The organism is Lysobacter sp. cf310 (assembly GCF_900114355.1).
In the GTDB taxonomy this organism is placed as follows: Bacteria; Pseudomonadota; Gammaproteobacteria; order Xanthomonadales; family Xanthomonadaceae; genus Lysobacter.
On sequence record NZ_FOSS01000001.1, the window covers coordinates 460,105 to 482,382 of the forward strand.

The window sequence follows — 22,278 nt, forward strand, 5'->3', positions numbered from 1 at the left end:
ACACAACGAACGGGGCGCCATGCGCAACGCGACCGTCTTTCTCATCCTTGTCGCAGCCTGCTCCTGCCGACCGCGGCTGCGACCGTCGAAGAGTACGTTTCCGACCGCGTGGACGTGTGCGAACTCGCAAAGGAATTCGCGGCCTGGGTGAACAACAACGATTACCCTCGAGCTGGAAGGCATTTCAAGATGGATCGGGCGCGAAGTCAGGGCCGCTCCCTCGAAATCTATCGCGGGCGTATCGACCGGTAGCTGACTCAGGCCCTAAGCGTTCGATTCGATGCATAGCCTGTGCCTCTAAGATCAGACCCCATGAACAATCGCTCCACGTGGCTATCGAGGAACCGCCGCGTCGTCGGCCTGCTGGCCATCAGCGTCGCGCTCGCGGCGGCGGCCTGGTTGGTGCGTACGGACCGGGTCTCGACGGAGGCGCGGATGAGCCGCGCCGAAGGCACCGTCCTGGCCTTGCGCTCGGAGTGTCGGGCGCGCAGCCGATTCTTGAACAGGGCCGTCTGCGCGCAGTTCCCACTGATTGGTTTCTACGACCCGTCCGGCGGCGAACATCGTTTCCAATCCACCACAGGCCGAGGCTTTCGTCGCCTGGCGGAAGGTCAATCGGTCGTTGTGCTGTACCTGCGCGCAGCGCCCGCCCGAACCGCGAAGATCGACGGGTACGGCCTGACGCTGGACGCCATACTGATTCTGCTGGCCGCGGCGGCCTTGGCATTGACCGTGGTCGCCGCCGCGCTGAAGAAGAGATAAAAGATGGGCCGGCGTTCGCCGGCCCTCTCCGATGCGCGGATCGGAACAGTGGAGCGCGTCATCTCGACGCCCACCGTCCCGACCGCCTCACTCCGGACGCACGTCCACGCGCACGCGGATCTTGTCGCCGGGGTGGTAGTTGGTGCGCGTGCGGTAGCTGCGGCCGCCGTACTCGTAGGTCACGTCGTAGGCGCTGACCGCGCGGTCGTCGCCGCCGTAGCCATTGTTGCCGTAGCCGGTATTCTGGACCGGATCGCAGACGCGCACCGAGCCGACGCGGTCGCGGCTGCTGTTGCGCTTGCTCTGCTCGTACACGCTGCGGCCGGCCATGCCGCCGACCATCGAGCCGACCGCCGAGGTCGCGTAACGCGCGCTGCCGCCGCCGACCTGGCTGCCGACCGCGGCGCCGAGGATGCCGCCGATCACGGTGGCCACGGTGCGCCCGGTTTCGGTGCCGGCGGAGCGGCGATAGTTGCCGTACTGGTCGGTGTAGCCGTCGTCGCGGCGGTAGTTGTCGTCGTAACCGCGATCGTCGTAGCCGTCGTAGGTGCCGCCGCCGTTGACGTAGGTCGGACGCTCGTAGCAACGCTGAGCGCCGTACTGGCCGCTGTTGTAGGAATCGAACACCGGATCGACGCGCAGCACGCGCGCGTAGTCGACCTGCGAACCCGAAGAGGCCGGATAGCTGTTCGGGTAGGCCGAACCGTAACCGTTCTGCGGATAGGACTGCGCCGAGGCGACGCCGGTGGCGGCGGCGAGGACCAGGCTAAGGGCGGTAACGGACAGGCGCTTCATGTCGGGCTCCACACGCCGGGATGGCGTGGATCGCATCGTCGGGTCGGCGCGGTCAACGCTGGCTGAATCCGGCCGTGGTTTCGGTGCCGGCCCTGGCGGCGTTTACCTGGCCGACAGCCAGTCGGCGACGCGGCCGGCCAATTCGGACGCGCCGCGCCCCAGCAGAGGGCCGACGTGGCTGGGCGATGGCGCCTGCAGGCAGTCGGCGCCCCAGGCCGCGGCCAGCTCGGCGGTGAGCTCGGGCGGCACGTCTTCGTCTTGCGCGGACGCCACGCACAAGGTCGCGCAGACCGGCGCGGCGACCGCGATCCCGTCCTGGGCGGCGCGCAGCACCGCGCCGGACTCGTCGCGCCAGCGCCGGTAGGCGTAGAGCGCGGCGGCTTCGTCGGCGTCGGGCAGCGCGCGCCGGGTCGAGGCCAGGCGCGCGTCGCGATGCCAAGGCACGATCGGCGGCCATGCGCGCGCAGGCAGGCGCGCCGCCCATGGCGCGGGCGGCAACGGATTGATCAGCACCAGCGCGTCGGCGGCGTCGGCGCAGGGCAAGGCGAGCAGGCCGCCCAGGCTGGCGCCGATCAGCGCACGCGGCCGCGGCAGGCGTTCGAACACCGCGCGCACCTGCACCACGTAATCGTCGAAGCCGGTGGCGGCCAGGCCGGCGTCGGCGGCGTGCAGCTCGAGCGCTTGCGCGGCCAGGCCGCGAGCGCGCAGGACCTCGCACCACCGGCTCCATTCCCAGGCGCCGCCGCCTGCGCCGTGAACCAGCAGCAGGTGGCGGATGGGCGCACGCGCCGCCATCAACGCGGGCCGCGCATCGGCGGGCGTCGCACGCGCGGCCTCAAGCCAGCGTCGCCTCCAGGCTGATCGGCACCGCGCTCAAGGCCTTCGACACCGGGCAGTTGGCCTTGGCATCCTCGGCGATGGCCTGGAACTTGGCGGCGTCGATGCCGGGCACGTCGGCGCTGACCTTGAGCCGGATCTGCGAGAAATTCGGGCCGCCTTCCATCGACAGATCGACCTCGGCGCGGGTGTCCAGGCGCGCCGGCGGATGTCCGGCCTCGGTCAGCTTGGCCGACAGCGCCATGGTGAAGCAGCCCGCGTGCGCGGCCGCGATCAGCTCTTCCGGGTTGGTGCCCTTCTCGTCGCCGAAGCGGGTGTTGAAGGCGTAGCGGGTGTTGTCCAGCACGCCGCTCTGGCTGCTCAGACGGCCCTGCCCGCTTTTGAGATCGCCTTCCCAATGTGCGGTGGCGTGACGCGAGATGCCCATGTGTCGACTCCGGTGGAATGAGGGGCGGTCAGGGTAACCGTGGGGGTGTTAGTTCTGTATTGCGGCTAAGAGCACCCCTACCCCCTCAACAAAGGGGGAACAGCAAGCAGCGAAGCGGGGAGACTGACCTGCCTCGCAAAGGCCTGGTCCTTCCGCCTGCCAAGGGCTGGTCTTCCCCCTTTGGAGAAGGGTGAGGGCGCGCGGCCTACGAACCGCAGGTTCGTGCGCGACTGAACGCCAGCGGGCTGTGCCCGCTGGCCGGACGGACTGAGGGAGATTTGCTTTCACGCCCCATGTTGCAACGCAACCCAAGCCGGGCTTGACCCGCCCCCTCGCCTGCGGGAGTCTTGATTCCCGGCCCCCCGAATGCCGGCACCCGCCATGACCGCCCGCCGAGCGCTCCACGCTCGGGCGCGCAGCGCGGACAGCCATGACGGCCTTCCCACCCTCACCCAGGGAGAAGTCCGCTCATGTCCTACAGCACTCAATCCATCCGCAACGTGGCCTTGGCAGGCCACCCCGGCGCCGGCAAAACAACGCTCTTCGAAGCCCTGCTGCAGGCCGGCGGCGCACTCCAGACGGCAGGCAGCATCGAACGCGGCAGCACCGTCTCCGACTTCGATCCGATCGAGAAACAGCGCGGCCATTCGCTGGACGCCGCCATCGCCAGCACCGATCACGCGGGCATCCACGTCAACCTGATCGACACCCCCGGCTATCCCGACTTCCGCGGCCCGACCCTGTCGGCGCTGGCGGCGGTGGAGACGGTCGCGATCGTGGTCGACGCCGATACCGGGGTCGAGTACGGCACCCGCCGCATGATGGAGCACGCCAAGGCGCGCAATCTCTGCCGGGTGCTGGTGGTCAACAAGATCGACCACGAGGGCGCCGACGCGGCGCGCGTGCTCGAGGACCTGCGCGAGAGCTTCGGCCCCGAATGCCTGCCCCTGAACCTGTCCGCCGACCGCGGCCAGCGCGTGGTCGACTGCTACGCCGCCTCCGCGGCCGGCAGCGCCGAGGCCAGCGACCTGGGCAGCGTCGGCGACTGGCATCAGAAGATCATCGACCAGGTGGTGGAGATCAACGAGACCGTGATGGAGCACTACCTGGACCTGGGCGAAAGCGGCTTGAGCGGCGCGGAGCTGCACGACGCCTTCGAGCAGTGCCTGCGCGAAGGCCATCTGGTGCCGGTGCTGTTCTGTTCGGCGCGCAGCGGGGTCGGGGTCAAGGAACTGCTGGATGCGGCCGAGGCGCTGTTCCCGAATCCGGCCGAAGCCAATCCGCCGCCGTTCGTGAAGGGCGTGGGCGAGGACGCGCAGCCGATCGTGGCCGCGCCCGATCCCAAGGCGCACGTGATCGCCGACGTGTTCAAGATCGTCAACGACCCCTTCGTCGGCAAGCTCGGCGTGTTCCGCGTCTATCAGGGCACGCTCAAGCGCGACACCCAGCTGTTCGTCGACGACGGCAAGAAGCCGTTCAAGGTCGGGCATCTGTTCAAGCTCAAGGGCAAGGACCATGTCGAGATCGAGCAGGCGATCCCCGGCGACATCGCCGCGGTGGCCAAGGTCGACGAGCTGCATTTCGACGCGGTGCTGCACGACAGCCACGACGAGGACCAGATCCACCTGGCGCCGTTGAACTTCCCCAAGCCCATGTTCGGCCTGGCGGTGGAAGCGGCCAGCAAGGGCCAGGAGCAGAAGCTGGCGACCTCGCTGCACAAGCTGTCGGAAGAGGATCCCTGCTTCCACGTCGAGCACGAGACCGAAACCAACGAAACCGTGATACGCGGCCTGTCCGACCTGCACCTGCGCATCAACATCGATCGCCTGAAGGACAAATACGGCGTGGAAGTGAAGTCGCGCCCGCCGCGCATCGCCTACCGCGAAACCGTCAGCGGCAAGGCCGAGGGCCATCACCGCCACAAGAAGCAGACCGGCGGCGCCGGCCAGTTCGGCGAGGTGTTTCTGCGCGTCGAACCGCTGCCGCGCGGCGGCGGCTTCGAGTTCGTCGACGAGGTCAAGGGCGGCACCATCCCCGGCCAGTTCCTGCCGGCAGTGGAGAAAGGCGTGCGCCAGGTGCTGCATCAGGGCGCGCTGGCCGGCTATCCGATGCAGGACGTGCGCGTGATCGTCTACGACGGCAAGCACCATCCGGTCGACAGCAAGGAGGTCGCGTTCGTGGCCGCCGGCAAGAAGGCCTTCCTGGACGCGATCAGCAAAGCCCGCCCGCAGGTGCTGGAGCCCATCGTCGACCTCGAGGTCAACGCGCCCGAGCAGCACATGGGCGACATCAGCGGCGGCCTGGCCAGCAAGCGCGCGCGCATCAACGGCACCGACGCCGCGCGCGGCCAGGAGATCATCGTCAAGGCGCAGGTGCCGCTGTCGGAGCTGGAAGGCTATGCGGCCGAACTGAAATCGGTGACCGCCGGGCGCGGACGCTACTCGCTGGATTTCAGCCACTACGAGCCGGTACCGGCGAACGTGCAACAGAAGCTGGTCGAGGCCTTCAAGCCGCGGGCCGAGGAGGACTGAGCGCGCGTTCCCCCTGGCGCTCCCGCGCGCTGGCGCGGGAGCCTTGCGATGTCCACAATCTTCGCAGGCCGCGCCGCTTCGGGCGCGGCCTTTCCCCCAGCCGAGCCTGCGCATGAAGCCCGAGAACCCCGCCGCGGCGGTCGATCCAGAGCTCGAAAAGACCTTGGACACGGCTTTGTCCGTGACCGCGCACCCGGTCGAGGCGGTGATCGCGCTCGCGCTGGTGGTCGCGGCGCTGCTGCTGTCCCACTACCTGAAACAGCGCCTGCGCCCGCGCCTGAGCGACCGGCCGCGCCTGCGCATCCTGCTGGACTATCTGTTCACGCCCACGCTGGCGCTGTTGCTGCTGGCCATCCCCGGGCCGCTGGGCATCGTCAACGAATTCGGCCGCGCCGCGATCTCGCTGGTGTTCCTGGCCCTGGGCGTATTCGTGCTGGTGCGCATCCCCGGCGCCCTGGTCGAGTTGCTGTTCCGGCCGACGCCCCTGCTCAAGGTCCTGATGCGGGTGGCCACGGTGCTGGCCTGGGCCATGACCATGCTGGCGGTGTTCGGTGCGCGCTACCCGCTGGTCGCCAAGCTGTTCGCCTCCAAGCTCACGCTGGGCAACATCACGCTGAGCACCGAGGACGTGGTCAGCGGCCTGGTGGTCGGCGTGATCATCGTGATCGTTTCGTACTGGGCCACGCGGACCCTGGATAAGGCCATCCAGCGCAGCCCGCACCTGGCGCCCAATCACATCCTGGCGCTGTCGCGCATCGCCGGCGTGCTGGTGTGGCTGGTCGCGCTGATGCTGATCTTCAGCGCCAGCGGCATCAACCTGGCCGCGCTGGCCGCCTTCGGCGGCGCGCTCGGCATCGGCCTGGGCCTGGGCCTGCAGAAGCTGGCGGCCAGCTACGTCAGCGGCCTGATCGTGCTGTTCGAGCAGTCGGTGCGGGTCGGCGACAACGTCTCGGTGGGCGGCGTGACCGGCAAGGTCACGCGCATGACCGTGCGCTATACGGTGATCCGCACCCGCGAAGGCCTGGAAGCGATCGTTCCCAACGACACCCTGACCGGCAACACCATCCTCAATCAGTCGTGGTCGGACCGCAACGTGCGCCTGACCTCGACCCTGCTGGTCAAGGGCGATACCGACACCGTGGCCGCGCGCACCATTTTCCTGCGCGCGGTCGCCGCCCAGCCGCGCGTGCTGCGTACGCCCGAACCCGGGGTCTACGTCAGTACGGTCACCGACAAGGGCATCGTGCTGGAAGCGCAGCTGTGGATCGCCGACATCGAGAACGGCCAGCATGCCCTGCTGTCGGACATCTACGACGCCACCCTGGCCGAGTTCCGCGCCCAGGGCATCGAACTGGCGGTGCCCTAGGCGGCCGGCGCACAGGCCGGTTCCAGGAGTAGGATGAAGCCGTGAGCGACACCACGATCCCGCGCTTCTTCTGGACCTTCCCGATGCGGCTGGTGCGCGAAGCGCGCCTGGACGAAGTGCTGGCCGAGGACGAACGCCTGCGCATCCTGTTCCTGTGGGGCAAGGACTGTCCGAACTGCGACATCGCCAAGGGCCAGATCCTACTCACGCCCGAACGTTTCCGTTGGCCGGACGTCGACTGGCTGCACGACAACGTCTACGAAGACCCGCAGATGGGCACGCGCTTCGGCCTGCACGGCATCCCCGCCTTCCTGGTGTTCCGCGGCGCCAGGAAACTGGGACGCATCGGCCAGTGGCCCGGCCCCGACGCCTTCGTCGCGGCGATCGAAAAGCAGCGCGCGGCCGAAGCCAGCGCGGCCACCGGCTAAGCATTCGCTTGGGGCACTCGCTTTGGGGTAGGAGCGGCGTAAGCCGCGACCAGCCACCATACGAGCCGGCGCAGATTCGGTAGCAGGCGTAGTTTCGCGGTCGCGGCTTACGCCGCTCCTACCCAAGGCTAGGCGTACGGCGCGTGCAACGCTGAGTCCCGCGCCGGACCGCGGGCGCGCACTTGGCGCGCGCGCATACGCGGCGCAGACTGCGGATTCCGCCCCCCGCAACCCCGCCGCCATGTTCGATACCGCCACCCTCGCCGCCTATCTGGTCGCCGCCGCCGTACTGGTGCTGATCCCGGGCCCGGGCACGGCCTGGATCCTGACCCAGGCAGCGTCCGGCGGCACCGCGCGCGGCGTGCGCGCCGCGTTCGGGCTGGAAACCGCCACCCTGATCCACGCCCTGGCCGCGAGCCTGGGCCTGTCGGCGCTGCTGGCGACCTCGGCGATGGCCTTCGAGGTACTCAAGTACGCCGGCGCCGCCTACCTGATCTGGTTGGGCATCAAGGCCTGGCGCGCGCCGGCGGACACCGCGCCCGCCGCGGCCAGCGACGCGCCGGCCGCGGCCGAGCCCAACATCTACCTGCGCTCGGTGATCACCGGCGTGCTCAATCCCAAGGTCGCGCTGTTCTTCCTGGCCTTCCTGCCGCAGTTCGTGCACCCCGAGCGCGGCTACGTCTGGCTGCAGTTCCTGGTGTTGGGCGCGCTGCTGTCGCTGATCGGCTTCTGCCACAGTCTGATGCTGAGCGTCGCGGTCGGCCGCCTCGGCCGACGCTACTCCACCGGCGCCGGGCGCTGGAAACAGCGCGTGACCGGCAGCGTGTTCATCGCCCTGGGCCTGCGCCTGGCGGTGCAGCAACGCGGCTGAGGTGAACCGCGCCGCGCCGGCCGCCGTCGACGCGCTTGAAGCCCGCATCCTCCGCCCTCAGGTCGTTGATTCACGACCTCAATGACGGAGTTGCGCGCATGAAGACCCAGGGCTTGCTCGACCAGCTGCTGAAGACCGCCCAGAGCAGCCTCGGCGGCGGCGGGCTCGAGAGTCTGCTGGGCGGCGGCAAAGCGCCGGCGCGTTACGAGGGCAAGGAAGAAAAGCGCGGCCTGTTGAATGCGGATTTCGGCAAGGGCGCGCTCGCCGGCGGCGCCCTCGGCCTGCTGCTGGGCAACAAGAAGATGCGCAAGATGGGCGGCAAGCTGGCCCTGTACGGCGGCGTGGCCGCGGTTGGCGTGCTGGCCTACAAAGCCTACGGCGAATACCGCAAGCAACAGGACGGCAGCAGCGCCGAACCGCAGACGGTGGACCGTCTGCCGCCGCCGCAGGCCGAGCTGCACAGTCAGGCCATCCTCCAGGCCCTGGTCGCCGCGGCCAAGGCCGACGGCCACATCGACGCGCGCGAACGCGAAGTGATCGAAGGTGAGTTCACCCGCATCGACAACGACCCCGGCCTGCGCCAGTGGCTGCACGCCGAGCTCGAAAAGCCGCTGGACCCGGCCGAAGTCGCGCGCGCCGCCAGCACGCCGGAGATGGCCTCGGAAATGTACCTGGCCAGCCTGCTCGCGGCCGACGAGCAGAGCTTCATGGAACGCGCCTACCTGGACGAGCTGGCGCGCCAGCTCAAGATCGACGACGCCCTCAAGGCGCGCCTGGAAGCGCAGCTGCAGGACGCACGCGAGAGCTAAGCCCCGAGAACCCTGGGGTAGGAGCGGCGCAAGCCGCGACCGAGCGCCCGCGTCGCCAAAGCAAGCGGCGCCGGCTTGCGCGGCTCCTACCCGGGGGTGGGGATGGGCCACGCCTCCCCCCTGTGTCGCCGTTCATGCGGTCCGGGTATCGTGCGCGCATCGCCCACGGAACCTGCCGATGTCCGCCCGAGCCCGCCTCCGCCCCGCCCTAGTGCGCTCCCTGCTGCTGGCCGCCGCGCTGCTGACGCTGGCGGCCTGCTCCACCCTCAATGCCGTCAGCGCCTACCTCGGCAACGAGGTCGCGTTCACCGCGCCGCAGTTGCAGCAGTCCTTGAACCGCAACTTTCCCAAGCGCTATGAGAAGCTCGGCGGGCTGGTGGCGGTGACCCTGATGAACCCGCGCCTGTCGATCCCCGACGACGGCGATCGCCTGCGCCTGGACTTCGACATCGGCCTGGCCGCGCTCGGCAGCGGTTCCTCGCAGCGCCCGTCCGGGCGTTTCACCCTGACCAGCGCCCTGCGCTACGACGCCGCCACCCAGGGCCTGCACCTGCGCGACCCGCGCATCGACTACGTCGACGTGCCGCAGCTGGGCGGGGTGATGACCGGCGCCTCGCGCGAACTGCTCAACGCCTGGCTCGGCGACTATGCGCGCCAGGAACCCGTCTACCGCTTCGACAACAGCCTGCTCGACAAGCTGGGTTCGCGCCGCATCGGCAGCACCCAGATCGAACACGGCCGCGTCGTCGTCCACCTCGACCGCTGACATGCGAACCTTCCGCTCTCACCGCCTGCTCGCCGCCTGCCTGCTCGTGTTCGCGCTGGGCGCCTGCGGCAAGAACGACGATCCCCAGGCCGGCACCGCCAACGGCGAAGCCGGCGAGCTGTTGCCGGCGCCGCAGGGCGCCAGCGGCGGCGTGACCGGCATGCCCACGCAGCCGGGACCGGGCCAGGTCGGCCCGCCCAACGCCGCCATCGTCGAAGCGCCGATGCTGGACGAGAACGGCAACCCGATCCTGCCGGCCACGCCCGAAGACGGCAGCCTGCCGGTCGCCGACGACGGCACGCCGCTGGTCGAGGACGGCACCGCCGTGCCCGGCGAGCCCACACCGCAGGACGCGGTCGCGGTGGTGCGCGACTACTACGCCGCGATCAACGCGCGCAGCTATGCGCGCGCCTATGCGCTGTGGTCCGACGGCGGCCGCGCCAGCGGCCAGTCGCCGCAGCAGTTCGCCGACGGTTTCGCCGACACCACCGGCGTCTCGGTCGAGATCCTGCCGCCGGGCCGCGTCGACGCGGCCGCCGGCTCGCGCTATCTGGAAGTGCCGGTGGCGCTGACCGCAAGCCAGCGCGACGGCAGCCAACGCAAGTACGTCGGCGCATACGTGCTGCGCCGCGCCGTGGTCGACGGCGCCACGCCGGAGCAACACGCCTGGCGCATCGGCAGCGCCGATCTCAGGGAAGTGAAGCCATGAAACTGCGCCGCTTGCTGGTTCCGTCCCTGCTGCTGGTGGCGCTGAGCGCCTGCGAGCGTCCCGCGCCGGCCGCGAACGCGCCCGCCGCGCAGGCCGGGGCGCAACCGGCGGCCGCCGCAGCCGCGTCCACGAATGCGCCCGCCACGAGCGCGCAAGCCGACAGCGCCACGGCCGCCGACTTCGTGCTGCCCGGCGATTTCGCGCCCGACACCGGCCCCGACGAACTGCGCAAGCGCTATGGCGCCGCCAATGTGCGCCTGGGCAAGGTGCCCGGCGCCGAGGGCGCGGAATTCTCCGGCGTGATCCTGTTCCCCGACGACCCGAACCGTCGCGCCTACCTCTACTTCCAGAACGAAGAGGCCCTGCAGGGCCTGTCGCTGGTGCGCGTGTTCGGCACGCAGTCGAAGTGGACGCTGGACAACGGCCTGCGCCTGGGCATGCCGCTGCCGGAGATGGTCGCCCTCAACGGCAAACCGATTTCGTTCTACGGCCTGGAGTGGGACTACGGCGGCACCATCGTCGATTACCACGGCGGCAAGCTCGATGCGCGCAAGGACGAACAGGTCGGCCGCAGCGCCAGCCTGGGCCTGCGCGACAACGGCGATCGGGGCGTGCCGCAGGGCAAGACGCCGGTCGGCGAAGGCACGTATTCCAGCGACGATCCCAAGTACCCCGAGCAGGGCCAGTGGATCGTGATCTCGGAACTGTCGGTCTCGTTCCCGGGCGAAGACGATCTATAAGCGGTGGCGCATGCGATGACGACACCGCGACCGCGGCTGGTGTTGGACACCAACGTCTGCCTCGATCTGTTCGTGTTCCGCGATCCGCACGCGGCCGCGCTCGCGCAGGCGCTCGCGAGCGGCCGCGTCGAGGCGGTCAGCGACGCCGACTGCCGCGACGAATGGCAGCGTGTGCTCGCCTATCCGCAGCTCGGCCTGGATGCGCAGACGCAGGCCGACGCGCTGCGCGCCTACGACGCGCTGGTGCGGGTCCTGGCCGACAGCGAGCGGCGCCCGCCGCCCGAGCGCGCGCTGCCGCGCTGCGCCGATCCGGACGATCAGAAGTTCCTCGAACTCGCGTACGCCGCCGATGCCAGCTGCCTGCTCAGCCGCGACCATGCGCTCACCGTGCTCGGCCGCCGCAACGCCCGCGCCGGCCTGTTCGAGATCATGACGCCGCAGGCCTGGGCCGGCGTGGACGCGTTCCGCAGCGCGCGCGCCTAGCCGCGCGACCGCCACGCGCCGGCACGACGGCGCATGCGATACTCGGCCCATGCAAGGCGTACCCGAGCAATTCGTCCACGCCCACGACGCCGCCGAGTTCCGGCAGCCCGCGCATCGCCGCGGCATCGAGCTGTACCGCGCGCACATCGTGCGCCACGCCTTCGAACCGCATACCCACGAAGCCTACGGCCTGGGCGCGATCGAATCGGGCGTGGAGCGTTTCCGCTACCGCGGCAGCGATCATCTGGCGCCGCCGGATTCGCTGGTGCTGATGAACCCCGACGTGCTGCACACCGGCCGCGCCGAAACCGAAGGCGGCTGGCGTTACCGCATGGCCTATGTCGATCCCGACCTGGCCGCGGAGGTCACCGGCGAGAGCGGCTGGTGGTTCGACGAGGCGGTGCGCCACGACCCCGCCCGCGCGCGCCGCATCGGCGCGCGCCTGGACGCGTTATGGCAGGCACGCGAGCCTTTGGCCTTCGACAGCCAGCTGGCGGCGCTGCTGGACGAGTTCCGCGTGCATGCGCGCGTGCCGCAACGCGAGCGCGCCGAGGCCGCGCCGCGCTTCGCGCCGGTGCTGGACTACCTGCGCAGCCATCTGGCCGAACGCCTGAGCCTGGAACAACTGGCCACCGTCGCCGGCCTCAGCCCCTTCCACTTCCTGCGCCGTTTCCGCGACCACTACCACGTCACCCCGCAGCAGATGCTGATGGCGCTGCGCCTGCATCAGGCCAAGCGCCGGCTGGCCGAGAACATCGCGCCGGCCCAGGTCGCCGCCGAGACCGGCCTGGCCGACCAGGCCCACCTGACCCGCGCCTTCGTGCGCCGCTACGGCATCACCCCGGCGCGCTATCGCAGGCAACTGCGCGGCTGAGCGCGGCCGCAATCTCGTACAAGAATCGCCGCCCCGCCCGCGCCATGCTGCGGCCATGCTGATCGGAACCCTCTATGCGCTGTTGGCCGGCCTGATCTGGGGCCTGGTCTTCGTCGGCCCGCTGCTGCTGCCGGAGTACCCGGCCGCCCTGCAGTCGGTCGGTCGCTATCTGGCCTTCGGCCTGATCGCCCTGCCCCTGGCCTGGTTCGACCGCGCCGCGCTGCGTCAGCTCGGCCGCGCCGACTGGATCGAGGCGCTCAAGCTGTGCGCGGTCGGCAACCTGCTCTATTACCTGTGCCTGGCCAGCGCGATCCAGCGCGCGGGCGGGCCGCTGCCGACCATGATCATCGGCACCTTGCCGGTGGTGATCGCGATCGCCGCCAATCGCCGCAACGCCCAGCGCGACGGCCGCCTGCCGTGGGCGCGGCTGGCGCCGTCGCTGCTGCTGATCGGCGCCGGCATCGCCTGCGTCAATCAGGTCGAACTCGACGCACTGCTCAACGATGCGGACGCCGACCTCACGCGTTATCTCAGCGGCAGCCTGCTCGCGATCGGCGCGCTGATCTGCTGGACCTGGTACCCGCTGCGCAACGCCGACTGGCTGCGCGCGCACCCCGGCCGCCACCCGCGCACCTGGGCGACCGCGCAGGGGCTGGCGACCCTGCCGTTGGCGCTGGCGGGCTACGCCGTGTTGTGGGGCGGCAGCGCGGCCATCGGCAGCGATTTCGCGATGCCGTTCGGCCCTCGCCCGGCGTTCTTCATCGGCTTGATGGTCGCGATCGGTCTGCTCGCGTCCTGGGTCGGCACCTTGTGCTGGAACGAAGCCAGCCAGCGCCTGCCGACCGCCCTGGCCGGGCAGCTGATCGTGTTCGAGACCCTGTTCGCGCTGGCCTACGCCTTCATCCTGCGCGGCGCGATGCCGCGCCCGCTGACCCTGCTGGGCATCGGCCTGCTGATCGCCGGCGTGCTGTGGGCGCTGCGGGTGAAACCGGTGCCGGTCGCCGCGCCCGCGCCCTGAGGCCGGGCGCGCTCAGATCTCGAAGCGGTACGACAGCTTGACCAGCAACTGCTCGCTGTCGCGCAGATCGAACGCGTCGCGGAACTCGCTGCCGGCGCTGCCTTCCAGGTTCAGTCCCTCTTCGAACAGGTCGCCGCCGCGCACGTAGGCGATGTACAGGTGCGACAGCGGCGCCAGCTCGTAGCGGTAGCGGATCTGGAAGCCGAGGTTGCGCAGATTGAAGTTCGGAATCGACTCGTTGACCTTGAGCGGACGGCCGTCGGCGGCGACGCGATAGGCCTGGCGGCTGTGCGCGTCCAGGCCGATCGCCTCCAGGCGCACGCGCAGCTCCTGCTTGTCGTCGATCAGCCACACCGAACCCGCGTTCAGCGAAATCATGTCGGAGCGGAAACTGCCGAGCAGATTGCCGCCGCGCCACAGCAGCCAGTCCGGGTTGTGCGAAATCTCGATGCCGCTGAAGAAGCTCAGGCGGTCGCTGACGTGGTAGCGCGGCTCGAAGTACAGCCGCGACTTGCCCTCGTCCATGCCGCCCAGGCCCTCGGCCGCGTATTGCGCCTCGCCGTAGAGGGCCCAGCGCCCCTCGTTCTGGCGCGGGCGGAAACGTTCGTAGTACAGATACAGCTTGGACGGCACGTCGACCACGCCGTTGCCGCGGGTGATCAGGTCGTCGTGGCCGGCGCTCCAGGCCGCGATCTCGACGAACTCGTTGCCGCCGTCGCGCAGGTCGCTGCGGCGGTTGATCGCGCCGGCGTCGGCGATGTGCGTGCCCTGGTCGTTGTAACGGCGCGAGACCGCGTAGTGCCAGTCGTGGCCGGCGTACGGCGACGAGGCCGGCAGGTCGGTCACGCGCCGGCCGAGGTCGTAGCGCAGGTAGTTGAAGTTGTTGCGCTCGAGATAGCCGAAGTCGTTGAGCTGCAGGTCGCGTCCCAGATGCACCATGTACAACTGGTGGCGCCAGCTATTGCCCATGTCGTAATCCATGCGCAGCTGGGCGCCGCTGTCGCGCACGCCGACGCCGCCCTGATCGACGCTGGAACCGACCAGGGTGCTGCGGATCGACCACTGCGAATTCGGGGTCCAACGGTGGTCGAACTCGTACACCGTGGCCTCGCGGTCCAGGAACGGCCGGTTCACGCGCGTGACCATCGCGCCCACGCCCTGTTCGGCGAAGTCGCGGGTGGCGCGCACCGCATAGAAGTCGCGCCCGACCTCGTCGGCCTCGTTGGCCGCGAACACGCCGTAGTTGAAGCCGGCGGCGCTGCCGTTGACCTTGATCGCGGCGGTGACGTCGCCGGAACCGACGCCGTCGTCGTTGCGGCCGCCGACGCGGCGGGTGTAGATCAGGCGACTGTTGTTGTTGAGCGAACCGAACGGCACGTCGAAGAAGCCCTGGTTCTCGGTGAAGAACGGGCGCTTGTCGCTGAAGAAGGTCTCGGTGGCGCTGAAGTTGACCGTGAGCTCGTCGCTCTCGACCTGGCCGAAGTCCGGATTGACCGTGGCGCTGAGCTGGAAGCGGCCGTTGGGCTTCCAGAACAGGTCGACGCCGCCGTCGAAATCGTTGTCCTTGCCGACCGCGTCGTAGACGCCGGACACGTAGGGCGTGATCGCCAGCAGCGACTGGCTGTAGGCCGGCACCTCGACGCGCTCGAACGCGGTCAGGAAGCGGCTTTCGGTGTAGCCGACCGCCGGCCACGAGGCGCGTTCGCCGGTGGCGCCGATCACGCGGTCCAGCGACACGCCGATGGTGCGCTTGCCCTCGCTGGCCGCGCGCATCGGCGCGATGTGCCAGGGAATCAGCAGCTCGGCGTACCAGCCCTGCTCGTCCTCGCTGGTGGCGTGGCGCCAGTCGCCGTCCCAGTCGTCGTTGAACTGGTTCTCGTTGGTGATCGTGGTGTCGATGATGCTGTTGGACAGCAGCACGGTGAAGTTGTAGCCGTTGCGGCCGTCGCCGTCGAAATCGACGTAGAGGTTGACGCGGTCCATCGGCCCGCCCTGGTCGCGCTGGGCGAACTGGCGCCGGCGCGGGATGCTGGTGGGCTGGGTGTTGCGGAAGCCGATCGCCAGGCCCTCGGGCGTGGCCAGCAACAGCGCCTCGGTCGGCTGCGGCGCCGGCGCGCGCGACAGCGGCTGGGTCAGGCGGAAATCGGTGATGCGCTGCGCGCCCTCCCATTCGGCCGGATCGATGCGACCGTCGATTTCGACCGCCTGCGCGAGCGGCGCGGCGCCGACTAGCGCGGCGAGGATGGCCAGGGTCAGGGGTGCGCGCATTGCGGTGCCTCGGTACTGATGGGGTTGGCCGCCACGCGACGCGGCGCGGACGTGCGGCATCGGTGGGATGCGCAGGCCTGCACAAAGGTTGCGTAGTGCGTGCCCAGGCGGTCGCGGCGCCCGAGCGTGGCGAAGCCTAGACCTCGCGCGTCCGGTTACCGCATGGCAAAAGTCATGGCAACCTTTCGCAGGGTTTGCGCATCCGCTGTTGGCACGGATCCTGCCGCGTCGCCGTGGGCGCCACGCTGGGCGCTGCGATCAAGGCGCGGTGGCGTCGTGGGACACGAAAGCGACTTCGCCGGTCGGCAATTCCAGCCATTCTGGATGCGCCAAAGCGCGCGCGATGTCGGCCTGGCCGGACAGCCAGTGTTCACGCATCGCGACGCGGCCGAACTGGTAGTCCTTGAAGTGGCCGATGCGCGCGCGTTCGCGATAGATCAGGTGGATCACGCTGTAGCGGCGGTCGCAGGCCAGCTGGGTCGCATACTGCGCCCACGGATTGCGCAGGCGCACGTCCTCCGGGATCTCTTCCAGCAACTCGCGCAGCAGCCGGCGGTAGTGCTGCTGCACACGCTGGGTGTCGGTGATCAGGCGGGTGCGGCTGGAGTACTGGATCTCTTTCTGGCGCTCGGCCACGTCCAGCAGGGTCTGCGGCAGCTCGCCCTGCGCGCTCCACAGGTCGACCTGGAACACCAGGGTGTCGCGGCGCGGCTCGCTGGCCAGCACCTGCGACAGCGGCGTGTTCGAGACCAGGCCGCCGTCCCAGTAGTACTCGCCGTCGATCTCCACCGCCGGAAACGCCGGCGGCAGCGCGCCGGAGGCGAGGATGTGGCGCGCGTCCAGGCGCATCTGGGTGTTGTCGAAGTACTCCAGGTTGCCGGTGCGCACGTTGACCGCACCCACCGACACTCGGATGCCGCCGTCGTTGAGGCGGTCGAAATCGACCATGCGCTCCAGGGTCGCGACCATCGGCGTGGTGTCGTACCAGCTGGCGGTGTCCGGGCCCGACGCGGCCAGCGGGTTCCAGCCGCGTGGCCGGTAGAAGCCGCGCTGGCCTTCGACCAGCGCGCGCCAGGCCTCCCAGGTGTCCAGCCAGGCGCGCAGGTCGTCGCCGAGACCGGCATAGCGCGCCTCCTGGCCCAGGGTGGTCGCCGGCAGCAGGGTCGGCTGCGAGATCGTGTCCCAGAACTCGCGCAGCGCCTCGACCCGGCGCCCGGGCGCATTGCCGGCCACGATCGCGGTGTTGAAGGCGCCGATCGAGATGCCGGCCAACCAGTCCGGCGCGATGCCGGCCTCGTCCAGTCCCTGGTAGACCCCGGCCTGGTAGGCGCCCAGCGCGCCCCCGCCCTGCAGCACCAGGGCGGTGCGCTCGGGACGGCGCTGCGGCGGCGGCACCGCCGGCTGTGCCGCGGGCTTGCGCGGCGCCGAAGAGGAACGCTTGCCTGGGGTGGTCGCCATCGGGCGACCTTACTGCATGTACCAGCCGTGGCTGACCACGATGCTCTGTCCGGTCAGGGCCGCGCTCGGGAACTCGGACAGGAAGCGCACGGTCTTGGCCACGTCCTCGACGGTGGTGAACACGCCGTCGACGGTATTGCCCAGCATCACCTTGCGGATCACTTCGTCCTCGCTGATGCCCAGTTCCTTGGCCTGTTCGGGGATCTGCTTGTCGACCAGCGGGGTGCGCACGAAGCCGGGGCAGACCACGTGGCTGCGCACGCCGTGCTTGGCGCCTTCCTTGGCCAGCACCCGCGCCAGCCCCAGCAGGCCGTGCTTGGCGGTCACGTAGGCCGACTTCAGCGGCGAGGCCTCGTGCGAATGCACCGAGCCCATGTAGATCACGGTGCCGCCCTTGTCGCCCCGGTACATGTGCGGCAGCACCGCCTTGGTGGTCAGGAAGGCGCCGTCAAGGTGGATCGCCAGCATCTTCTTCCAGTCGCCGAAGGCGTAGTTCTCGATCGGATTGACGATCTGGATGCCGGCGTTGGAAATCAGGATATCGACGCCGCCCAGTTCAGCGACCACGCGCGCGATGCCGGCGTCGACCGCGGCCTCGTCGGTGACGTCCATGGCCACGCCGATCGCGCGGCCGCCGGCGGCGACGATCTCGTCGGCCACGGCCTGGGCACCGGCCTGGTTGAGGTCGGCGATCGCGATCGCGGCGCCGGCGCGGGCCAGTTCGTGGGCGATTTCCTTGCCGATGCCGCTGGCGGCTCCGGTGACGACGGCGACCTGGCCTTGGATCGAACTCATGATGGCTCCTGGGAATGCGGATGGGGGCGCGACGGCGGCGGACGCGAGAGCGGCCATTGTCGCCGCCCTGCGTTATCGCGGCGTTGCGGCGCGGGACCGCAGTGTCCCGCGAGCGCGGCGCGGGCGGCCATCGGCCATTGGTACCAGCCGGCCCGCGCCACGGACGTGTCCGGCGCAGGAGCGAGGCCCGCTTCCTACGGGAGGGCGTCAGGCGAACGCGCTTCCTGTGGGAGCGGCGCCAGGCGAGCGCGCTTCCTGTGGGAGCGGCGTGAGCCGCGATCGCGAATCCGCGAACGCGTCGCAGGCATGGCTGCGGGCGCGACATCGCGCATTCGTCGCTGGCCAGGAGGCGCGGTCGCGGCTCATGCCGCTCCTACCCCAAAGCAGGCAATACCGGCCGACGCGCGCCCGCTCAATCTTTCTTGGACTTCTTCTTGTCCTTCTTTTTCTTCTTGTCCTTGTCCTTCTTCTTTTTCTTCTTGTCCTTCTTGTCTTTCTTATCCTTCTTCGGCTGCAGCATCGTGCCGGTGCAGTTCTCCGAGCCGCAGCGGCATTCCCAGATCTGCTTCAGGCGCTTGGTGTGCTTCTCGGCCAGGGTGATGCCGTAGTTGTAGGACAGCTCCTCGCCCGGCGCGATCGCGCGGATGGCCTCGATGAAGACCCGGTCCTGGCGGCGGTCGTCGCCCTCGTCCTCGTCCAGCACGGCTTCGCAGTTGGGCGCGCAGCTGTGGTTGATCCAGCGCGCGCTGTTGCCTTCGAAGTTGGCGTCGATCACGTACTCGTCGTTGAGCGTGAACAGAAAGGTGTGGCCGGAGTCGGTGTCGCCGGAATCGCCCGCGTCGACCTCCTCGTGGGTGCGGCGGCGGCCTTTGTATTCGATTACGCGTTCGCCCTTGGCGATCGGGGTGACGGCGAATACGCCGTTACCGTGGATGGCGGAACGACGGGCGGCGATCTTGCGCGGCATGCGGTAATCCAGAAGAGACGTCCGCGCATTTTGACCGCAAACGCGCGTCCGCGGCCATCGCGGTCGTGGACGCGTGCGCGAGCGCGACGCAAGCCGCACAGCGCGACCCCGTGCGCCGCCCCGAGCAGCGCGCCGCGCCGCGTCGACCGGGCCGATGCCCAGGCCGCCGCAAGCCGGCTGCGCCGCCTCGACGCGCGCTTGCCGCCCGGCCTGGCGCGACCGGACCTGCGCCCGGGCGCCGCCGCTCCATCGCCCCTCGCCCACGGCCCGCCGCGCGCCGCGCGCCCAACCAGATTGCCCGTCGGAGCACCCCAGGGCCCCGTCCGGCGGGTGCGCGGCCCCGCCCCTGAACCGCCTGAATGCGGGCGCTGGCTCCGTCGGGCCGGAAACCGTACAATTCCGGTACGGATTAAACCGACACCCACGCCGATGCTCCGCGTCACCAAGCTCACCGACTACGCGACGGTCGTTCTGACCGTGCTCGCCGCCCAATTGGACGGCGTGCCCGATGCCGTGCTCAGCGCCTCCGAGCTGGCCGAACGCGCCGGCCTGGAGACGCCGACCGTGAGCAAGCTGCTCAAGCCGCTGGCCCAGGCCGGCCTGGTCGAAGGCTTCCGCGGCGCCAACGGCGGTTACCGCCTGGCCCGCCCGGCCGACCAGATCGGCCTGATCGAAATCGTCGAGGCCATGGAAGGTCCGCTCGGCATGACCGAGTGCAGCGTCCACGCCGGCAATTGCGGCATCGAACAGCAGTGCGGCGTGCGCGCCAACTGGCGCCGCATCAACGACGTCGTGGTCGAGGCCCTGCGCAGCGTGACGCTGGCGCAGATGCTGAGCCCGCCGACGCCCCCGCCCGAACCCGACACCAGGCGCATCGCTCTGCGCCTGGCCAACGCATAGACAGTAGGCAGCCCCCATGGCCACCGACATCATCGAACAGACCTCCGCCGCGCCCGCCGCAGCGGATCTCGCCAACCGCGAGATCCACGAGCAGCTGGGCCGCCGCTACGAGGCCGGTTTCGTCACCGACATCGAATCCGACAGCCTGCCGCCGGGTTTGAACGAGGACATCATCCGCGCGCTTTCGGCCAAGAAGGACGAACCGGAGTGGATGACCGAATGGCGCCTGGCCGCATACCGGCATTGGCTGACCATGCCGATGCCGCACTGGGCCAAGCTCAACATCGCCCCGATCGACTTCCAGGGCGTGAGCTACTACTCCGCGCCCAAGGCCAAGTACGCCTCGCTGGACGAGGTGCCGCAGGAGCTGATCGACACCTACGACAAGCTCGGCGTGCCGCTGCACGAGCGCGCCAAGCTGGCCGGCGTGGCGGTGGACGCGGTGTTCGACTCGGTCTCGGTCGGCACCACCTACCGCAAGGAACTGGCCGACAAGGGCATCGTGTTCTGCTCGATGTCCGAAGCCATCCGCGAGTACCCGGACCTGGTCCGCAAGTACCTGGGCAGCGTGGTCCCGACCCACGACAACTATTTCGCCGCGCTCAACTCGGCGGTGTTCTCCGACGGCAGCTTCGTGTTCATCCCCAAGGGCGTGCGCTGCCCGATGGAGCTGAGCACCTACTTCCGCATCAACGCCATGGGCACCGGCCAGTTCGAGCGCACCCTGATCGTGGCCGAGGACAAGAGCTACGTCAGCTACCTGGAAGGCTGCACCGCGCCGATGCGCGACGAGAACCAGCTGCACGCGGCGGTGGTCGAGCTGGTCGCGCTGGAAGACGCCGAGATCAAGTATTCCACGGTGCAGAACTGGTACCCGGGCGACGAGAACGGCGTCGGCGGCATCTACAACTTCGTCACCAAGCGCGGCGAGTGCCGCGGCGCGCGCAGCAAGATCAGCTGGACCCAGGTCGAGACGGGTTCGGCGATCACCTGGAAGTACCCGTCCTGCGTGCTGCTGGGCGACGACTCCAGCGGCGAGTTCTATTCGGTCGCGCTGACCCATCACCGCCAGCAGGCCGACACCGGCACCAAGATGATCCATGTCGGCAAGCGCACCAAGTCCAAGATCGTCAGCAAGGGCATCAGCGCCGGCCGCGGCCAGAACACCTACCGCGGCCTGGTCAAGGTCGAGCGCAGCGCCGAGGGCGCGCGCAACCACACCCAATGCGACAGCCTGCTGATCGGCAAGAAGTGCGGCGCCCACACCTTCCCCTACATCGAGGTGCGTCACCCCAACGCCACCGTCGAGCACGAGGCCACCACCTCCAAGATCAGCGACGACCAGCTGTTCTATTGCCGCAGCCGCGGCATCGGCCAGGAAGACGCGGTGTCGATGATCGTCGACGGCTTCTGCAAGTCGGTGTTCAAGGAACTGCCGATGGAGTTCGCGGTGGAAGCCAAGAAGTTGTTGGAAGTGAGCCTGGAAGGCTCGGTCGGCTGACGATGTTGCTTTGCCCTTCTCCCGCCCGCGGGAGAAGGTGCCCGAAGGACGGATGAGGGCAAGCGGACCCCGCAGCCCTCACCCCAACCCTTCTCCCGCACGCGGGAGAGGGGCTAAAAGCGGCCTCTCGGCAATCGGGGCGCCGCTCAACCACTGGATACGAAAAGATGCTGAAGATCGAAAACCTCCACGTCCGCGTCGCCGGCAAGGACATCCTCAAGGGCCTCTCGCTGGAATTGCAGCCGGGCCAGGTGCATGCGGTCATGGGCCCCAATGGCGCCGGCAAATCGACCCTGGGCAATGTGATCGCCGGGCGCGAGGGCTACGAGGTGGTCGAGGGCTCGGTGACTTTCGAGGGCCGCGACCTGCTGGCGCTGGAGCCGGAAGAGCGCGCCGCCGCAGGCGTGTTCCTGGCGTTCCAGTACCCGGTCGAGATCGCCGGCGTGAACAACACCTATTTCCTGCGCGCCGCGCTCAACGCCCAGCGCAAGGCGCGCGGCGAGACCGAGCTGGACTCGATCCAGTTCCTCAAGCTGGTGCGCCAGAAGCTGGCCGTGCTGCATCTGAAGGACGAACTGCTCAACCGCGGCGTCAACGAAGGCTTCAGCGGCGGCGAGAAGAAGCGCAACGAGATCTTCCAGATGGCGGTGCTGGAGCCCAAGCTGGCGATCCTGGACGAGACCGACTCCGGCCTGGACATCGACGCCCTCAAGAACGTGGCCGAGGGCGTCAACGCCCTGCGCGCGCCCGACCGCGCCTTCCTGGTGATCACCCACTACCAGCGCCTGCTCGATTACATCAAGCCCGACGTGGTGCACGTGCTCGCCGACGGCCGCATCGTCGAGAGCGGTGGGCCGGAGCTGGCGCTGGAGCTGGAAGCGCACGGCTACGCCTGGCTCAAGGACCGCATCGCACCGACCGCGGTGGCCTGACATGAGCGCCTTGCTCGACTCCTTCTCCGACGCGCTGAACC

The 22,278-nt window shown here is 69.4% G+C and carries 21 protein-coding genes and 1 pseudogene; 15 read left to right on the forward strand and 7 right to left on the reverse strand.

Going from position 1 to position 22,278, the window contains the following annotated elements; all coding sequences use genetic code 11:
• Positions 1-312: 312 nt before the first annotated feature.
• A complete protein-coding gene (locus BMZ45_RS01965) occupies positions 313-762 on the forward strand; it encodes a DUF3592 domain-containing protein (protein ID WP_091631806.1) in 450 nt (149 codons plus the stop codon).
• Between the two features lie 87 nt (positions 763-849).
• Here BMZ45_RS01965 and BMZ45_RS01970 read toward each other — a convergent pair whose 3' ends face one another.
• The 3 genes from BMZ45_RS01970 to BMZ45_RS01980 form a co-directional block, all read right to left on the reverse strand.
• The gene (locus BMZ45_RS01970; protein ID WP_091631809.1) at positions 850-1,557 is read right to left on the reverse strand and encodes a glycine zipper 2TM domain-containing protein; all 708 of its coding nucleotides are present in this window, start codon (positions 1,555-1,557) and stop codon (positions 850-852) included.
• A gap of 102 nt (positions 1,558-1,659) precedes the next feature.
• Entirely contained in the window at positions 1,660-2,352 is a 693-nt protein-coding gene (locus BMZ45_RS01975) for an alpha/beta hydrolase (RefSeq protein ID WP_091631812.1), read from the reverse strand.
• A gap of 40 nt (positions 2,353-2,392) precedes the next feature.
• The gene (locus tag BMZ45_RS01980; protein ID WP_056182992.1) at positions 2,393-2,821 is read right to left on the reverse strand and encodes an OsmC family protein; all 429 of its coding nucleotides are present in this window, start codon (positions 2,819-2,821) and stop codon (positions 2,393-2,395) included.
• A gap of 470 nt (positions 2,822-3,291) precedes the next feature.
• Between BMZ45_RS01980 and fusA the strand changes: the two genes are divergently transcribed.
• The 11 genes from fusA to BMZ45_RS02035 all read left to right on the forward strand — a co-directional run bounded on the left by fusA (position 3,292) and on the right by BMZ45_RS02035 (position 13,416).
• Complete coding sequence (fusA, locus tag BMZ45_RS01985) at positions 3,292-5,352, forward strand: elongation factor G (protein WP_091631814.1); 2,061 nt, start codon at positions 3,292-3,294, stop codon at positions 5,350-5,352.
• A 112-nt stretch (positions 5,353-5,464) separates the two neighbouring features.
• Positions 5,465-6,718 (forward strand): mechanosensitive ion channel family protein, encoded by a 1,254-nt coding sequence (locus BMZ45_RS01990; protein ID WP_091631817.1) that lies wholly within the window; start codon positions 5,465-5,467, stop codon positions 6,716-6,718.
• 41 nt (positions 6,719-6,759) lie between these two features.
• Positions 6,760-7,146: a thioredoxin family protein gene (locus tag BMZ45_RS01995; RefSeq protein WP_217643135.1), complete on the forward strand. Its 387-nt coding sequence runs from the start codon at positions 6,760-6,762 to the stop codon at positions 7,144-7,146.
• A gap of 241 nt (positions 7,147-7,387) precedes the next feature.
• Positions 7,388-8,017, forward strand: a complete 630-nt coding sequence (locus BMZ45_RS02000) for a LysE family translocator (protein WP_091631819.1) — start codon at positions 7,388-7,390, stop codon at positions 8,015-8,017.
• Between the two features lie 98 nt (positions 8,018-8,115).
• Positions 8,116-8,826: a tellurite resistance TerB family protein gene (locus BMZ45_RS02005; protein WP_091631822.1), complete on the forward strand. Its 711-nt coding sequence runs from the start codon at positions 8,116-8,118 to the stop codon at positions 8,824-8,826.
• Positions 8,827-9,004: 178 nt separating this feature from the next.
• The gene (locus BMZ45_RS02010) at positions 9,005-9,592 is read left to right on the forward strand and encodes a DUF1439 domain-containing protein (RefSeq protein ID WP_091631825.1); all 588 of its coding nucleotides are present in this window, start codon (positions 9,005-9,007) and stop codon (positions 9,590-9,592) included.
• 1 nt (position 9,593) lies between these two features.
• Positions 9,594-10,301, forward strand: coding sequence for a hypothetical protein (locus tag BMZ45_RS02015; protein WP_091631827.1), 708 nt, complete (start codon positions 9,594-9,596; stop codon positions 10,299-10,301).
• A complete protein-coding gene (locus tag BMZ45_RS02020; protein ID WP_091631830.1) occupies positions 10,298-11,041 on the forward strand; it encodes a hypothetical protein in 744 nt (247 codons plus the stop codon). Before BMZ45_RS02015 ends, BMZ45_RS02020 begins: the two co-directional genes overlap by 4 nt.
• 15 nt (positions 11,042-11,056) lie before the next feature.
• On the forward strand, positions 11,057-11,524 hold the full coding sequence (locus BMZ45_RS02025) for a putative toxin-antitoxin system toxin component, PIN family (protein ID WP_091631832.1): 468 nt from the start codon (positions 11,057-11,059) through the stop codon (positions 11,522-11,524).
• A gap of 49 nt (positions 11,525-11,573) precedes the next feature.
• A complete protein-coding gene (locus tag BMZ45_RS02030; RefSeq protein ID WP_091631835.1) occupies positions 11,574-12,398 on the forward strand; it encodes an AraC family transcriptional regulator in 825 nt (274 codons plus the stop codon).
• A gap of 55 nt (positions 12,399-12,453) precedes the next feature.
• The gene (locus BMZ45_RS02035) at positions 12,454-13,416 is read left to right on the forward strand and encodes a DMT family transporter (protein ID WP_091631838.1); all 963 of its coding nucleotides are present in this window, start codon (positions 12,454-12,456) and stop codon (positions 13,414-13,416) included.
• Between the two features lie 12 nt (positions 13,417-13,428).
• Here BMZ45_RS02035 and BMZ45_RS02040 read toward each other — a convergent pair whose 3' ends face one another.
• From BMZ45_RS02040 to BMZ45_RS02055, 4 genes and pseudogenes are all read right to left on the reverse strand, one after another.
• Positions 13,429-15,684: a DUF5916 domain-containing protein gene (locus BMZ45_RS02040; protein ID WP_091631840.1), complete on the reverse strand. Its 2,256-nt coding sequence runs from the start codon at positions 15,682-15,684 to the stop codon at positions 13,429-13,431.
• Positions 15,685-15,942: 258 nt separating this feature from the next.
• The gene (locus BMZ45_RS02045) at positions 15,943-17,142 is read right to left on the reverse strand and encodes a DUF3734 domain-containing protein (protein WP_091631842.1); all 1,200 of its coding nucleotides are present in this window, start codon (positions 17,140-17,142) and stop codon (positions 15,943-15,945) included.
• A 9-nt stretch (positions 17,143-17,151) separates the two neighbouring features.
• On the reverse strand, positions 17,152-17,937 hold the full coding sequence (locus BMZ45_RS02050; RefSeq protein ID WP_057163961.1) for a 3-hydroxybutyrate dehydrogenase: 786 nt from the start codon (positions 17,935-17,937) through the stop codon (positions 17,152-17,154).
• Between the two features lie 502 nt (positions 17,938-18,439).
• Positions 18,440-18,904 (reverse strand): annotated as a pseudogene (locus BMZ45_RS02055) (SET domain-containing protein-lysine N-methyltransferase); the annotation flags it as partial.
• 429 nt (positions 18,905-19,333) lie between these two features.
• Here BMZ45_RS02055 and BMZ45_RS02060 point away from each other — a divergent pair.
• The 3 genes from BMZ45_RS02060 to sufC all read left to right on the forward strand — a co-directional run bounded on the left by BMZ45_RS02060 (position 19,334) and on the right by sufC (position 22,237).
• Positions 19,334-19,804: an SUF system Fe-S cluster assembly regulator gene (locus BMZ45_RS02060; protein WP_091631846.1), complete on the forward strand. Its 471-nt coding sequence runs from the start codon at positions 19,334-19,336 to the stop codon at positions 19,802-19,804.
• A gap of 16 nt (positions 19,805-19,820) precedes the next feature.
• On the forward strand, positions 19,821-21,305 hold the full coding sequence (gene sufB, locus BMZ45_RS02065) for a Fe-S cluster assembly protein SufB (RefSeq protein WP_091631849.1): 1,485 nt from the start codon (positions 19,821-19,823) through the stop codon (positions 21,303-21,305).
• Between the two features lie 167 nt (positions 21,306-21,472).
• Entirely contained in the window at positions 21,473-22,237 is a 765-nt protein-coding gene (sufC, locus tag BMZ45_RS02070) for a Fe-S cluster assembly ATPase SufC (protein ID WP_091631851.1), read from the forward strand.
• Positions 22,238-22,278: the final 41 nt, after the last annotated feature.